General features: G+C 72.5%; 14 protein-coding genes. 9 read left to right on the forward strand and 5 right to left on the reverse strand.

The window, feature by feature from the left end; genetic code table 11:
* Positions 1 to 29: 29 nt before the first annotated feature.
* Positions 30 to 719 carry a DUF899 domain-containing protein gene (locus C1703_RS09145; protein WP_114251430.1) on the reverse strand — a complete coding sequence of 230 codons (690 nt, stop codon included), beginning with the start codon at positions 717 to 719 and terminating at the stop codon, positions 30 to 32.
* Between the two features lie 121 nt (positions 720 to 840).
* Positions 841 to 2,205: an amidohydrolase gene (locus C1703_RS09150; protein ID WP_114251431.1), complete on the reverse strand. Its 1,365-nt coding sequence runs from the start codon at positions 2,203 to 2,205 to the stop codon at positions 841 to 843.
* Positions 2,206 to 2,339: 134 nt separating this feature from the next.
* Here C1703_RS09150 and C1703_RS09155 point away from each other — a divergent pair, with 134 nt between their 5' ends.
* Both C1703_RS09155 and C1703_RS09160 read left to right on the forward strand, forming a co-directional pair.
* Positions 2,340 to 3,317: an endonuclease/exonuclease/phosphatase family protein gene (locus C1703_RS09155; RefSeq protein ID WP_114251432.1), complete on the forward strand. Its 978-nt coding sequence runs from the start codon at positions 2,340 to 2,342 to the stop codon at positions 3,315 to 3,317.
* Positions 3,314 to 3,850 carry a class I SAM-dependent methyltransferase gene (locus C1703_RS09160; RefSeq protein WP_114251433.1) on the forward strand — a complete coding sequence of 179 codons (537 nt, stop codon included), beginning with the start codon at positions 3,314 to 3,316 and terminating at the stop codon, positions 3,848 to 3,850. Before C1703_RS09155 ends, C1703_RS09160 begins: the two co-directional genes overlap by 4 nt.
* Here C1703_RS09160 and C1703_RS09165 read toward each other — a convergent pair.
* Entirely contained in the window at positions 3,818 to 5,812 is a 1,995-nt protein-coding gene (locus C1703_RS09165) for an FUSC family protein (protein ID WP_114251434.1), read from the reverse strand. The genes C1703_RS09160 and C1703_RS09165 overlap by 33 nt on opposite strands.
* Positions 5,813 to 6,111: 299 nt before the next feature.
* Between C1703_RS09165 and C1703_RS09170 the strand changes: the two genes are divergently transcribed.
* Genes C1703_RS09170 through C1703_RS09190 form a run of 5 tightly spaced genes read left to right on the forward strand, consistent with a single transcriptional unit; the run spans position 6,112 to position 11,756 of the window.
* Positions 6,112 to 6,522 (forward strand): DUF6507 family protein, encoded by a 411-nt coding sequence (locus C1703_RS09170; protein ID WP_232840432.1) that lies wholly within the window; start codon positions 6,112 to 6,114, stop codon positions 6,520 to 6,522.
* On the forward strand, positions 6,519 to 8,744 hold the full coding sequence (locus C1703_RS39595) for a hypothetical protein (protein WP_232840433.1): 2,226 nt from the start codon (positions 6,519 to 6,521) through the stop codon (positions 8,742 to 8,744). The genes C1703_RS09170 and C1703_RS39595 overlap by 4 nt, the downstream gene beginning before the upstream one ends.
* A 12-nt stretch (positions 8,745 to 8,756) precedes the next feature.
* Entirely contained in the window at positions 8,757 to 9,233 is a 477-nt protein-coding gene (locus tag C1703_RS09180; RefSeq protein WP_232840434.1) for a hypothetical protein, read from the forward strand.
* Positions 9,234 to 9,266: 33 nt separating this feature from the next.
* Entirely contained in the window at positions 9,267 to 10,757 is a 1,491-nt protein-coding gene (locus C1703_RS09185; RefSeq protein WP_232840435.1) for a DUF6177 family protein, read from the forward strand.
* 45 nt (positions 10,758 to 10,802) lie between these two features.
* Positions 10,803 to 11,756, forward strand: coding sequence for an expansin EXLX1 family cellulose-binding protein (locus C1703_RS09190; protein WP_114251435.1), 954 nt, complete (start codon positions 10,803 to 10,805; stop codon positions 11,754 to 11,756).
* Between the two features lie 6 nt (positions 11,757 to 11,762).
* On the opposite strand, the gene C1703_RS09195 is transcribed toward C1703_RS09190, so the two are convergent.
* Complete coding sequence (locus C1703_RS09195) at positions 11,763 to 12,536, reverse strand: nucleotidyltransferase domain-containing protein (protein ID WP_198678123.1); 774 nt, start codon at positions 12,534 to 12,536, stop codon at positions 11,763 to 11,765.
* Between the two features lie 143 nt (positions 12,537 to 12,679).
* Here C1703_RS09195 and C1703_RS09200 point away from each other — a divergent pair, with 143 nt between their 5' ends.
* Entirely contained in the window at positions 12,680 to 13,081 is a 402-nt protein-coding gene (locus tag C1703_RS09200) for a RidA family protein (RefSeq protein WP_114251437.1), read from the forward strand.
* A 22-nt stretch (positions 13,082 to 13,103) separates the two neighbouring features.
* Positions 13,104 to 13,709, forward strand: a complete 606-nt coding sequence (locus tag C1703_RS09205) for a gamma carbonic anhydrase family protein (RefSeq protein WP_114251438.1) — start codon at positions 13,104 to 13,106, stop codon at positions 13,707 to 13,709.
* On the opposite strand, the gene C1703_RS09210 is transcribed toward C1703_RS09205, so the two are convergent.
* Positions 13,704 to 14,432, reverse strand: coding sequence for an aspartate/glutamate racemase family protein (locus C1703_RS09210; RefSeq protein WP_114251439.1), 729 nt, complete (start codon positions 14,430 to 14,432; stop codon positions 13,704 to 13,706). The two genes, C1703_RS09205 and C1703_RS09210, sit on opposite strands and share 6 nt — an antisense overlap.
* Between the last annotated feature and the right edge of the window lie 2 nt (positions 14,433 to 14,434).

Raw genomic sequence — 14,434 nt, forward strand, 5'->3', positions numbered from 1 at the left:
CCGCTTGGCTTATTTCCTCACTTTGCGTGTCAGTCGTCGTACTCGTCGTGATAACGGACGCGCTCACTTCCCGCAGGCGCCCCAAGAGCCGAAGCGCGCCCCTTGGGCTCCTCCCACTCTTCCTGGCGGCCCAGTGCGGTGAGGTCGAGCAGGCTGGTGGTCGACCCGAGGCCGTCGAGGCCGCGCTCGTACGTCGAGTACGTGTGGAAGACCCGGTCGCGGTCCCGCAGGAAGCAGCTGAGGCCGGGGCGCTCGACGAGTTCGCCGTCGCGTTCGAGCGTCACCTCGAAGTCGCGGTTGAAGTCGCCGCCGTGCGAGGAGTACCAGGGCACCGCCCAGCCCATCCGGGCCTTGAACGGCAGGATCTTCGGGTACGGGGCCCGGGACACGGCCGCGAACGACGTACCACGGGCCGCGAGATGGGCGAGATGCCCGATTTGGTCAAGGAATCCGGAGCAGCTGGGGCAGCCGGCGTCCCACTCCGGCGCGAACATGAAGTGGTAGACGACCAGCTGCTGCCGGCCCTCGAACAGGTCGAGCAGGGTGGCCTTGCCGTCCCCGCCCTCGAAGACGTACTCCTCCTCGACCTCCACCATGGGCAGTCCGCGCCGCTCGGCGTTGAGCGCGTCCCGCGCGCGGGTGAGGGCCTTCTCCTTGACCAGCAGGTCCGCGCGCGCCGCGCGCCACTGCTCGCGCGAGACGATCTCCGGAAGCGACATGGGCCCCTCCTGTGACAACGGTCCGTCCCGGGTGGTGACCGGCGGGAGGGGCGGAACTCATCGCTGCCGAAGAAGTTTTTCCGGGACTCGGCGCCGTGCCGAGCGACCGGTCTCCGGAAGGTCAGGTGTCGTACTCCTGGATGCGCCGGCCGTGGCCGCGGTCGACGAGCGCGGGCAGGCGCTCCTGGAGTTCCCGCACCACCGCCGGCACGTCGATGGTCAGCAGTTCCCGGTCGCGCATCAGGATCCGTCCGTCGACGATCGTGGTGCGGACGTCGGCGGAGCGGGCGCTGTGCACGAGGGTGGCGGCGAGGTCGTGGACGGGCTGGGTGTGCGGGCCGCTGAGGTCGACCAGGACGATGTCCGCCCGGCGGCCCGGCGCGATGCTGCCGACGTCGTCCCCCAGTCCCACGGCCCGGGCGCTCTGCAGGGTGGCGTGGTGCAGGGCCTCGCGGGAGGTCAGCCACCGCGGGTCGCCCTCGGCCGACTTCTGGACCAGCGAGGTGAGGGCCATCGCCTCCCACACGTCGAGGGAGTTGTTGGAGGCGGCCCCGTCGGTGGCGAGTCCGACGTCCACGCCGATGGCGCGCAGGGCGCGCACGGGTGTGGTGTCGGGCCAGGCGAACTTGAGGTAGCCGCGGGGCGCGGTGGCGACGGCCGTACGACGGTCCGCCTGCTCCATCAGGGGCAGGTCGCGGTCGGTGATGCCGGTGCCGTGGGCGAGGAGCAGGTCCGTGTGGAGGATCGTCGTACGGTCCAGGACCTCGATCGGGGTGACGGCGTGGCGGGTGAGGCTGGTGTCGGTCTGGTCCCGGTTCTCGGCGGCGTGGAGGTGCACGGGCAGGCCGTACGTACGGGCGAGCTCGGCGGTGGCGGTGAGGTCGTCGTCGTCGACCGTGTAGGGGGCGTGGGGTGCGAGGGCGGTGGTGATGCGGCCGTCGGCCGTGCCGCGGTGGCGCAGCGCGAACTCCAGTGACCGCTCCCGGCCTTCGGGCCCCTGCGAGGAGAAGAAGGCCTCCCCGAGCAGCGCCCGCATGCCGCACTCCGCGACCACCCGCGCCACCCTGTCCATCGCGAAGTAGTGGTCGGCGAAGCAGGTGACGCCGCCGCGGATCATCTCGGCGCAGGCGAGCCGCGCCCCCAACTCGACGTGCTCGGCCGTGAGGTTGGACTCGACGGGCCAGACGACGTCGTTGAACCACTCCTCGGTGGGCAGGTCCTCGGCGAGGCCGCGCAGCGCGACCATCGGCGCGTGCGTGTGACAGTTGATCAGGCCGGGCAGGGCGACCTGGCCCCGGGCGTCGATCCGCTCGGCGGCGGGCAGACCGGCGGCCTCGGCGGTGGTCGTGACCGCCTCGACGACCCCGTTCCGTACGACGATCGCGGCGTCCTCCGCGAACCCGACCCGCTCTTGATCGTCGTGCACGAGGACGGTACATGCGCTGATGATGAGCTCGGCGGGACTGTCCGCGGCAGAAGGCGTCATCACGCCAACGTACGACGACGTCGTAGGGCGGCATGAGCCGAACCGCACATCCCGTCGCGGCTCTGTCGCGGGGCCGGCCGGGCGGGCACGCTGGCCTGACCACCCCGCCTGTCGGCTTCGGAAAGGAGCCCGGCATGCTGCTCGGCACCTGGAACCTGGAGAACCTCTACCGGCCCGGCGGCCCGTACGGCCCGCAGGACGAGGCCGCGTACGGGGCGAAGCTCGCCGCGCTGGCCGCCGTGATCACGGAACTCGACCCGGCGCTGCTGGGCGTGCAGGAGGTCGGCGACCCGGAGGCCCTGAAGGACCTGGCCGGGATGCTCGACGACGACTGGCACGTCGCCCTGTCCGAGCACGCGGACAGCCGGGGCATACGGGTCGGGTTCCTGAGCCGCGCGCCCTTGACGGTGGTGGCGGACACGGCGGCGTTCCCGGCGGGGCTGCGTCCCGTGCAGGCGGACGACTCGGGGCTGGCTGTGGGGCAGGCGGGGCGGGGCCTGCTGGCCGTGGAGGTCGAGGACGGGGCGCTGGGGGACGGGTCTTCGCCGGACGGGCCGCTGCGGGTGGCCGTCTGTCACCTCAAGTCGAAGCTGCTGTCGTACCCGGACGGCCGGTTCCAGCCGCGCGACGAGGGCGAGCGGGCCCGTTACGGCGCCTACGCCCTGTACCGGCGGGCCGCGGAGGCGACGGCCCTGCGCGCCCTCGCGGACGAGTTGCTGGAGGGCGACGGGCGGGCCCGGGACGTGGCGGTCCTGGGCGACCTGAACGACGAGACGCAGGCGGCGACGACCCAGATCCTGCTCGGCCCGCCCGGCTCGGAGCTCGGCACACCGGGGTACGACAGGGCCGACCGGGGCGACGCGACGCGGCTGTGGGACGTGGCCCCGCTCATCCCCGCCGGACAGCGCTGGTCCCGCGTCAGCTCCGGGCGGCGCGAGCTGATCGACCACATACTGCTGAGCCACCGGCTGGTGCGGCGGGTGACGGCGGCGGGCACGGGCCTGCCCGGCGAGGGCCCGCCCACCCTGCCGTCGGTCGGTCCCGACCCGGCGGAGCGGCGGGGCGCGCCCGGGTCGGACCACGCGCCGGTGTGGGTGCGGGTCGGCGGATGAGGGCCAGCGACGTCCCGGAGCGGCTGAGCTGGGCGGTGCGGGTCCTCGACCCCGCCCCCGACGACCGCGTGCTGGAGATCGGCTGCGGGCGCGGTATGGCGGTCGGGCTGCTCTGCGACCGCCTCACCACGGGCACCGTCACCGCCGTCGACCGCTCCGCCACGGCGGTGGCGGCGGCACGGCGCCGCAACCGCGAGGCGCTCGCGGCCGGGCAGGCCGCCTTCCACGTCCAGCCCCTGGAGGAGACGGACTTCGCCACCGGATCCTTCGACAAGGTCCTGGCGGTGAACGTGAACCTGTTCTGGACGCGCCCGGCGGACGCGGAACTGACGGCACTGCGCCGCTGGCTCGCACCGGCGGGGACGCTCTGCCTGTGCTGGGAACCGCCGGACGGGAGGCGGGCCGGGGAGATCGCCGGGAAGGTGGAGCGGGCGGTCGCTGCCGCCGGGTTCGCGACGAGGACGGTGCGGGACGACGGACTGGTGGCGGTGCTGGGCCTGCTACCCGGCGAGGGGCGTCCGGGGCAGTCGTAGGCCCACCCGCTCCACGGGTCCGGTGAGTTCGTCGAGCACGGCGGCGAGGCGTTCCCGGTGGCGCGGGCCGATCTGTCCCGTGTCGTCGAGGTGCACGGCGCAGGCCGTGATCGTGTCGACGAGGCGTTCGAGGAGGGCGGCCACCTCGTCCGCGCCCTCGGTGTGCCGGGCGAGGGCGGGCAGTTCGTGCGCGGCGAGGGAGATGGTCGTACGGGCCTCGGCGAGGGTGCGGTAGGCCTCGCGGCGCAGGGTCCAGCGGGTGGCGCGGTGGTCGGAGGGGGTGCCGGGGGTTCCTATGCGGCGGGCGTCTTGGGTGTCGGTGGTTCCGAGGCGCGGGGCGTCGGAGGGGCCGGAGGTCCCGATGCGGCGGGTGTCGGGGGCGCCGGAGGATCCGATGCGTGGGGCGTCGGCCTCGTCGAGGACGTGGGTGAGGTAGGCGTGCGCTGCCTCGTTCGCCGCCGCGAGCCGGGCGCGCACCCCGCCGCCCCGCTGTCCCGGCATGGGCAGGTGCCCGACGATCAGCACGATCGCGCAGGCCAGCAGCGTCTCGCCGATCCGGCCCGCGGACGCCTGCGGCTCGCCGCCGACCATGACGAGGGCGAGGACGAGGACGGTGACGACGGCGGTCTGGGCGGCGAAGTGCCGGGTGGCGACGGGGATGAGCGCACCGCTGAGGGCGACGAGCGCGATGAGCCCCTCCGGCCGGGGCAGGACGGCGGCGAACCCGGCGAAGAGGAGTGCGCCGAGTACGGTGCCGGCGGCCCGGTTGAGCACGCGGGAGGCCAGCGGCCCCAGGTCTGGCTTGACGAGGAAGACGGCGGTGGCGGGCAGCCAGTACCAGTGCTCGTGCTGCCCGTACCACCGGGTCTGGTGCAGGGCCTGGGCGACCGCCGCGCTGGCCCCGAAGCAGAGGGCGACGCGCAGCCCGTACTCGCGTCCGGCGCTGCCGAAGGCGGCGCGCAGCCGGTCCCGGGCGGTACGGGGCCGGGTGTGCAGGTCTCCGCCCCGGCCCTGGTCGAACACCTCGGCGGCGTGCAGCAGGGCGTCGTCGAGGGCGCGCAGCGCGGGTGCCGAGCGGGAGGGCGCGGGCAGCGGCCCGGTGTGGGTGTTGCCGCGGACGGCGGCGGCGAGCCGCCGGGGTCCTTCGGAGGCCCGCTCGGAGACGGCCTCTCCGGCCCAGGCGAGGGCGGTGGCGGCCTCGGCGAGGGGAAGCGCTGCCGCGTACTGCGCGTGCAGCCGCCGCTCGGCGGAGGAGGAGGCGTACCGCCGCAGCCGGGGTCCGGCGAGGGCGTCCTGCGCGTGGTCGAGGGCGGCGGTGAGCGCGGCCCGGCGGCGGATGGCGTCGGGCCCGCCGACGGCGTCGAGAAGCTCGGCGACGGCGTCGTACACGCCGGCGACGGCCTGCCGCTCCCCGTCGAACCGGAAGTCCCCCGCGAGGGAGCCGGGCGTGGGCAGGACGAGCCGCAGCACGACCAGCCACCCGGCTCCGGCGAGGAAGGCGAGCGCACGGGCCCATCCCGGCTCGGGCAGGGGCATCCCGGCCCCGACCGCCGAACCGACGAGCACCTGCGTCCCGACGGCGGACGCGACCGGCCCGATGGCGCTGATGCCTCCGGCGACCAGGCCGACGAGCGTGAGGATCACGGTCAGTACGACCGCCCCGGTCCCCTGCCCGGCGTACGTCCCGATCGCCATCCCCAGGGCACCGCCCAGCGCGGGCACCCCGATCCGCTTGACGGAGGCCCGCCGGCTCCCCGGCCGGTCGTTGATCCCGGCGAGCATGGCGGCGATGGCGGCGACGACACCGAGGGAGGTGTACCCGGTCCGCACGGCCACGAGCAGCAACGGCCCGGCGGACAGGGCCCCCCGTGTCACCGCGCTCCAGGGAACCGGCCCCCGCTGGGCACGCAGGGCGTGCGCGAGCCAGGGCGGAAGGTGCAGAGCGGCGGGGAGGCGGAACACGGGGCTCCTGTCGTCTCGTCGGAGGCAGGGGTGGGCCTTCGGGCGACGGTGGCCGGGCGGGGTTGGTGCCCACGGTAGGCGGGGTTCCTGGAGGAAAGGTTTCCGGAACGTGACGGAGGCCGTGAGAACAGGGTTCTTTATGAACGCAACTCCGAGCACTGTAGTGGCCCGCGTGTGGCCGGATCCGCGCTGTTCCGCACCAGGCGGCTGATACAGATGAAGATCTCGGTGTCAGTGGCTTGTGTGATGCTGAGGGACGACTGAGGGAATGATTCGCCGGGGGATTCACGGGGGTTGGTGTGACGGGGTGGGACATCTCGCCTGCCGGTGTGGGGTCGGTGGTCTCCACGGTGCGGGAGGCGGCCGATGCCATGAACGAGGGCATCACGCTGTACGGACGGTCCGTGCAGGGGGCGATGGAGTCGGTGGGCACGCTGTCGTTCGGTGACGGGGGCGCGGCATCCGGTGGCGGCCGGGCCGCCGGTCTCGTCGCGGTGGCGCTGGCGGAGTTCGTCGCCGGCACCGAACGGGATGTGGCGTTCCTGCCGCTGCGCGCGAGCAACTCCGCGAACGGCGCGATCGAGGCGACCAACGCCTACGTGGCGGGCGATCTGGAGCAGGCGTGGAACGCACAGCGCCAGGCCGCCCTGGCACCGGACGTGACCGCCTTCCTGGAGGCCGCCCGCAAGCAGGCGGGTGACAAGGGTTGATCAGCCCGGACGACATACCGACGTTCACCGGTGACCTGGTCGCACTGCAGCAGCACATCGCCTCACTGCGCAGGGCGGCGAAGGCGATCCGGGACGGCGGCGGCGAGGTCCATACCCGCTTCCAGCGCCTGGCACCGTCCTACACGGCGCCCGAGGCCGAGCAGCTTCTCGCCACCACGCAGCCGGTCGAGTCGAGATCGTCCTCGTTCGCGGACGATCTGGAGACGGTCGCCGCGGCTCTCACCACGCATGTCGTCGAAGTCGCCGAGATCGTCAAGCGGCTGGAGACCCTGCGCGGCCAGGCCCTCGTGTTCGTCGAGTCCGTCAAGGGTGATGACGGACTGGTGCGCAACTGGCAGCAGGACCAGGACAAGGTGGACGAGCACCAGGAGATCTGGGAGGGCGTGAACGCGGCGGTCGCGGCCTTCCAGCAGGCCGAGGTCGCCTGCGCCGACAAGATCACCGCACTGGTCGGCGGCACCCAGTGGCACATCAACGACGGCAGCCCCAAGCAGGACAACCCCTACGGTTTCAGCGCCGAGCAACTCGGCGAGGCGGACAGGCTGCCCTGGGGCACCCCGGCCCACCACGAGGCGCTGCCGTTCGGCATCGACTACCACCTGCAGGAGGTGGGAGTCAGCCTGTGGGACAACGCCGCGGGCTCGGTCGAGGGCCTCATCGACCTGTTCAGCCCCGGGGAGGAGGGCGACGCCACGCGTGAGGGGCTGGTCCGGGCGATCGTCGGGATGGAGTCGTACCTGCTCGACCCGCACGGCGACCGCGAGGGCACCGGGCCGTGGAACATGCCGTTCGCGCGGGAGAGCCGGCCGTTCGCGAAGGAGTTCGCCAAGGGGCTGGTCGGCTGGGACGACTGGCAGACCAACCCGGGCAAGGCGTTCGGCACCGTGCTGTTCAACGGCCTCACCCTCGGGGCCGGCCCGCTGGGCGCCGCGGCCAAGGGCGCGTCCGCCGCGGGCAGGGCCGGAGCCGGGGCCCGCGTGGCCGGCACCCTGGCCAAGGTGGGTGAGGTCCTCGACCCCGTCGGAGCCGCCGCCAGGACGGCCGGGGCCGCGGCCCGCGCGCTGCCCCGTGTCGCGGACCTGACCGCCGGAGTCCGCGCCGCCACCGAGGCGGCCGCCGCCGCGGACAGCAGCCACAGCGTGCTCCGGCTCTCTGACGGGTCCGAACTGCGCATCGCCGACGGGGAGTTCATACCCGGTAAGAACGGTGTTGTCGACAACACCCCTGCCCAGCCCGAGGCACCGGCCACCGAGCGCACTCCTCCGGCCGAGAGCCCCAGGGACCGTGCGCTGGTCGGTGTGGGCGCTCGTGCCCCGGAAGCCACTGCCCACACAGGCGGGAGTCTCACGCCAGGAGCCGGCCACGAGAGCCCGGCCGGAGGCGGGAGTGGAACGCCCGGGGGAAGCGAAGCCCCCCGGAGGAGTGGCACCGCCCCAGCGCACACCACGACCTCCGGGACATCATCGTCGGGCGGTCTGCCCCATGGTCCGAACGCCGGAGATGTTCACGGCCGAGACGGTGTTGACCCGGGCGGGGCTGACGGCGCACGGGACTCCGCCTCCGACGGCCATCACACGCCCGCCCATGAAGACGGACCTGACCACTCGGACGCACAGCGGCACGAGGAGCACGGGGAGTCGGCTGCTCCTGACGAAGCCGGGGCACACGACGAGCCCAAAGGTCCCGATGTGGGGGATCGCGAGCCCGATTTCACACGTCCTGCCCTGCCGCCGGGCCAGGCGGAACTGTCCCTGCGAGAGCTACGCGCCCTGCGCAGCGGGCGCCATCGCCATACCACCGCTGAAGAAATAGGCCGGGAAATGTTCGGCGGCGGCCCCGAGCGGCACTACCCGGTTCCCACTCACGACCATCCTTACTATCCGGTGGAGGCCCCGCGTGGCCGCAAGGTCGACGTCCCGGTCGATCTGCCGGACGGCCGGACACTGGCCGTGGAAATAAAGCACTACCTGGAATACCGAACAGTCAAGCTGGCAGACGGAAGCAACAAAATCGTGAAGGGGGAGGTGCCGCTGAAAAAGGAGATAATGGAGCAGATCAACAAAGACCTGACACTCCGAAGAATGGATCCCGGCTATGATCCCCGATGGGTATTCATGCATGCACCTCCGTCCCAGGCTCTGCGAAACTACCTCATCCAGGCCCGTATCATATTTGTAGAATACGGTCCACCCCCCAAGTAGATGCATCCGAGAGTGGAAGGTGTGAAGATGGCAAGGCCGGGAGCTCCCGAACCAGATCTGGAGCGTTGGATTCACGAGGGCCGTCGGACGGTCATCGATGTCGCCGACATGCTGGGCGTGCCCCCAGAGGTGTACACCCGTGATCCGCTGACCCTGATTCCCGCTCTGCAGAACTACGTATCACGCCTCCCACTCACCCAGTTCGAACAATCGGACTGGATTACGTTGCAGAGCGACCTGATGGCCTATGTTGCGGACGTCCTGGTCCAAAGGCACGGCGCCCGCTGGATCGTGGTGGATGACTCGACCACTCCTCGCGGTTACCGCTACGTTATCGAGGCGGAAGGTCTCGATGGCCAGACCCGCAGAATCGATCCCGTCGACGCCGTTCAAGCCGAATTCAAGAGTCTGCCGATCGAGGTCACGCGGATGCTTGCCAGTGCGGAACTCACACTGCGCCTGACGAACGAAGTCGACGAACAGCGCTGAAGCGCATTACGGCTGCCCAGGCAGAAAGACTCAGTGACCCAAGACATCATCGCCCTCACGCCCAGGATGCCGGACACCCGCACGCTGCTCGCGGCGTTGTACGCGGGCGGCCCCGATCTGCGGGTGGACCGTGTTTCCGAGGGTGCCGCGGTCCGGCTCCATGCGCCGGACGGACGCCCCCTGGTGAGCGTGGAGGTGCCGCTCTTCGTCCAGGTCCCGGGCGAGGTCAGCCGTTTGTTCGCCGGGAGCGTGCCGGAGGAGACGCCGATGTGGTGGACCGAAGTGCGGGCCACGACTGCCGCGCCGGAGGCTCAACGGCTGGCCGCATCGGTGGCGGGACGTCTGACCGCCGTGTTGGGCGGCACCACGTGGCCTGCCCAAGCCGGCCGTACCGGCGTTGTGCCTGTCTCCTCCGCGGAATGTGAGGAAGGTGGTGCCGCACACCCGGCAGGCGACGATGTCCCTCTCGCCGTCGACGTGCTCACCGACAGGGCAGCCGTGGTCTTCCAGGACCGCCCGGTCATCGCCGCGACCACTTGGTTCAGCGACCTCCTGCGCAGCGCCGTCGCGTCGGACCTCGAACTACAGGTCGTCACGCCTCCCTGTACTCGCCTGACGCTGCCCACGCGCACTCTGCTCACCGGCCTGCCCGCCCGCTGGGTCGTCCGGGATTCCGCGAGCGGCTACTACGACGGGCTGACCGGCGCCGTACTCCACTGGCACGAGGGCCGCTTTGCCCCGGCCCCGGCGGAGGCCGGCGGTTTCCCGCTCGCGGGCGCCTTCACCTCTCCCCCTGCCACCGGCACGCGCGGCGAGCAGCAATTGGTCCTGACCCTCCACACCACCCACCCGGCCACCGAACAGCTCCTGCTCGGCGATGCGCTCGAAGCCTGCTGGCAGACCCTCACCGGAGCCCCGCCGACCGGCTGGTCGACCGCCGAACCCGTCAACGTGCCCTGGTCACCCCGTCAGTTGACCGAGCTGGCCCGCACCCGAGCCCAGAAGTCGGCGCCCACCTGGCTGATCGCCGTCGGCACCCCCGACCGCCCGGCGATCGCGACCGTCCGTGTCACCCACACCAGCTCCGGAGTCGAGGAGCACATCACCCTCACCATCGGCTACGGAGCCGGCCAGCACCCACCCGTGGCCTCACTGCCCGAGCTGGCCGAGACACTCGCGACGCGGCACCACCTGGCCTCCATGCTCACCCACCTGCGCACCGCCCGCGCCGACCTGACCACCCCGTCCCACCACGAGCCGCTGCCGGTCCCGTTCTCCTTCACCCTGGGCCCCGATGCCGTGACCACCATCGGCCCCACTCACGCCCGGTCCATACCGGGAACGCGCCCAGCCCTCCTCGGCCGAGCCGCCCGGCCCGCCATGCACTACACCCTCGGTGCCGGCGACGGCACCGCCCCGGCCGCCTGGCATCACCTCAAACAGCTCAAAGAGCTCCTGGAAACAGGCCCGAGCGCCGGATCGAGCCGGGGTCCCGGCAACCTTTCCGGGAGCGGTGGCCACTGATGAGGCGCAAGCGCGTGTTCTCCTGAACCAGGTAAGGACTCATCCGTGGCCTCCCGTTCCCATCGGCGTCCGCCTCACAGACGGCGTTCGGTCCTCGTCCCCTTGATCGCACTGTCGGCCGTCGCACTCCTCGTGGCCCTGGTGGTGGCACTGCGCCCCGGCGCCGAGCCGGACACCGTGCGGGCCGCGGCCGAGCCCTCCACCAGCTCACCGGCGAGCGCCACGCCCACGCCCACGGCCCCGAGGGCGACGGGCAGTCCCAAGCCGAAGCCGTCCGCGAAGACCCCGGGCCCGGCGCGCACCACGACCCGCCCACCGGCCCGGCCCTCGCCCGCCGCCAGCCCGCGGCCCGCGCCGCGGGCGGTGTCCGACTCGGCCCCTCTGGCGGGCCGGATCAAGCCCGGCACCACCTACAAGGGCGTCGCCACCCACTACGACGCCGCGGACGGTGACGGCGCCTGTCTGTACGGCCCGAGCCCCGACCTCATGGTCGCGGCGATGAACACCACCGACTACGAGACGTCCAAGGCGTGCGGGGCGTACGTCCTCGTCCGCGCGGCGAACGGCGCCTCCGTCACGGTCCGGGTCACCAACGAGTGCCCGCTGCCCTGCGCCCCCGGGCAGCTCGACCTCAGCAAGGAGGCCTTCGCGAAGCTCGCCGGCCTGTCCGCGGGCCGGATACCGGTCACCTGGAGCCTGCTGAGCCCGAGCACGTCCGAGAAGGTCTCGATCCGCTACAAGACCGGCTCCAGCCGCCACTGGTGCGCCGTCCAGGCACTCGGCCATCGCAACCCGCTGGCCCGCCTGGAGGTCTCCACCGGCAGCGGCTGGCGGGCCCTGACCCGTACCGAATACAACTACTTCCTCTCCCCCGACGGCACCGGCTGCGGCGGGCCCCTCAGGCTCACCGACATCTACGGCGAACAACTCACCGTCGAGGGCATCGCCCTCAGCCCGGACACGGTGCAGCGGAGCCGCGTGCAGTTCGCGCGGCACTGAGCGTCCTCAAGCGCCACCGGATCCTGCGGCGCGCAACAGCGCCTCCGCGTCGGAGACCGCCCGGACGAGGGCCTCGGGCCGCGCCGTCAGGCTCGCGACGAGGGCGTCCACCTCGCCCAGACCGGCCCGGGCCACGAGTCCCTTCTCGTTGGTGACCCACTCTCCGCGCGCCGCCAGCACCGCGTGCGCGGTCTGGGTCCCCGCCAGGGCGATCGCGCCCGCTACCTGGGTGACCGAACCCCTCGGGGCGTGGCCCGCCTTCGCGTACGCCAGGGTGGCCGTGGCCATGCCGTGCCAGTGGGGCGGGGCCGTCTCGCGCAGGGCCGGCGGGTAGGTCGTGGGGCGTCGCAGGGCGCCCCGCAGCACCTTGTTGACGGCGAGTTCGGCGACGAGGAGGTACGTCGGGATGCCCGCCAGGTGGAACATCAGGGGCTCGACGCGGAAGCGGCCCTGCTCGGCCTCCGCCCACTCGTGTTCGACGACGTCGAGGTCCCGGTAGTGGACGTCCACGCGCCGGCCGTCGATCGTCAGCCAGGCGCCTCCGTTGAAGACGCCGCCGCCCCACGCGCCGAGTTCGGACACCTCGCCCTCCCAGCCGACCGCGCGGAGGTCGTCCGGGTCGAAGGCGCCCCGGTAGTAGACCGCCAGGTCCCAGTCGCTGTCGGGCCGTTCGGTGCCCTGGGCCCGGGAGCCGCCCAGGGTGACGGCCCGCACGGTGGGGAGGGCGGCGAGACGGTCGGCGGTGGTGTCGAGGAAGGTCCGCTCCGACGGGGTGGGCACAGCGAGGGCTCCTCGGCAGTCGGGGTCCAGGGCAGGTTAGGCGGATCTCCCGGTCGGCGTGAAACGAAATACAGGTGCGTCCGGGGCCGGGACTTCGCATGATCGGTGAGTTGCTGTGTCGTCGCCCCCAGACCGGAGATCCCGTGATCCAGCGCGTCACCGTCCCCAGCCTCTTCCCGCCGCCCACCTACTCCCACGCCTCCGTCGTCGAAGCAGGCACGCGGCTGGCCTTCCTCGCCGGGTCCGTGCCGCTGGACGCCGGCGGCGAACTCGTCGGCCCGGGAGATCCCGTACGGCAGGCCGAGCAGGTGATCGCCAACCTGCGGGAGCAACTCGGCGCCGTCGGCAGCGACCTGGCGCACGTCGTGTCGACCGACGTGTACGTCGTGAGCAGTGAGCCGGCCGTGCTCTCCGCCGTCTGGAGCGTCGTCGAGGCGTCCGGGCTCAGTACCGGGCCGCACTCCTCGACGCTGATCGGCGTGGCGTGCCTCGGGTACACGGGGCAGCTGGTGGAGATTACGGCGACAGCCGTCGTTCCCGGCTAGCCGTCCGGCCGCAGGAGTCTCCATGTTGATCGAGCACCGCGGGCAGCGCCCCGTCGTCCCCGAGTCCGCGTACGTCGCCCCTACGGCCGTGCTGTGCGGGGCGGTCGTCCTCGGTGAGCGCAGTCGTGTGCTGCACGGGGCCGTGCTCACCGCCGAGGACGGGGAGGTCCGGGTCGGCTCGGACGTCGTCGTCATGGAGAACGCGCTGGTGCGGGGGCGGGCCCGGCACCCCGCCGTGATCGGTGACGCCGTGCTCGTCGGGCCGCACGCCCATGTCAACGGGGCGACCCTGGAGGACGAGGTCTTCGTGGCGACCGGCGCCTGCGTCTTCCCGGGGGCCGTCGCGGGCGCCGGCGCGGAGCTGCGGATCCACAGCGTGCTGCACGTCAACTCCGTGCTGCCGCCCGGCACCGTCCTGCCCATCGGCTGGATCGCCGCGGGGGCGCCCCGGGCCCGCCTCTTCGCCCCGGGCGAGCACGACGAGCTGTGGCAGATCCAGGAGGCGCTGGACTTCCCCGGGACCGTGTACGGCATCCCGCGCGGCACCTCGATGCGGGAGGTCATGGCCCGCCAGTCCGCTTTCTACGGGGCCCACCGCGACGACGTCACACTCGACGGCCCGTCATGAGCCGCTGCTGTCCGGCCTCCTCCACACCCTCCGTTTCGGCAGCGGCTCGGCGTAGCTCCCCACCCGGCTGGTCGTCAGCCCCAGCGCCACCAGCGACTCCGCCAGTTTGACCGCCGCGGCGACCCCGTCGACGACCGGCAGGCCCAGTTTCTCGCCGACCACCCGCTGCAGCCCGGTCATACCGGCGCAGCCCAGCACCAGGACCTCCGCCCCGGCCGCGCAGGCCCGTTCGGCGGCGGCCAGGAACGCCGTCTCGGTGCGCTCGTCGTCGCCGAGGTCGAGCACGTTCAGGCCCGTGCCGACGACCGCGGCGCAGTTCCGGGCGACTCCGGCCGTCTCCAGGCTGTCCTCGATCTGTCCGCGGGACCGCTCCAGCGTGGTGACGACGCCGTAGCGGCGGCCGAGGAGGCAGGCGAGGTGCGCCGCGGCCTCGGTGATGTCGACGACCGGGACGTCGACCAGCTCCCGTACGCCTTCCCGCCCGTGCTCCCCGAAACCGGCCATGACCACGGCGTCGTAGGGCGGTCCGTCATACGTCCGCAGCGTGTCGAGGACGGCCGCGGCGGACAGGTAGCTGTCGAGCCAGCCCTCGGCGGACTCGGGCCCCCAGGCGGGGGTCAGTCCGGTCACGGTGGTGCCCGGGCCTGCGGCGGCCCGGGCACCTCGTACGATCTCCTCGGTCATCTCCTGCGTGGTGTTGCAGTTGGTGACGACGATCCGCACGT

Origin of the sequence: Streptomyces sp. Go-475, assembly GCF_003330845.1 — a bacterium.
In the GTDB taxonomy this organism is placed as follows: domain Bacteria; phylum Actinomycetota; class Actinomycetes; order Streptomycetales; family Streptomycetaceae; genus Streptomyces.

Bases quoted from the DNA above. Each gene is read 5' to 3' on its own strand.
- C1703_RS09145 (WP_114251430.1), bottom strand. From the start codon at position 719: ATGTCGCTTCCGGAGATCGTCTCGCGCGAGCAGTGGCGCGCGGCGCGC.
- C1703_RS09150 (WP_114251431.1), bottom strand. From the start codon at position 2,205: ATGACGCCTTCTGCCGCGGACAGTCCCGCCGAGCTCATCATCAGCGCA.
- C1703_RS09155 (WP_114251432.1), top strand. From the start codon at position 2,340: ATGCTGCTCGGCACCTGGAACCTGGAGAACCTCTACCGGCCCGGCGGC.
- C1703_RS09160 (WP_114251433.1), top strand. From the start codon at position 3,314: ATGAGGGCCAGCGACGTCCCGGAGCGGCTGAGCTGGGCGGTGCGGGTC.
- C1703_RS09205 (WP_114251438.1), top strand. From the start codon at position 13,104: ATGTTGATCGAGCACCGCGGGCAGCGCCCCGTCGTCCCCGAGTCCGCG.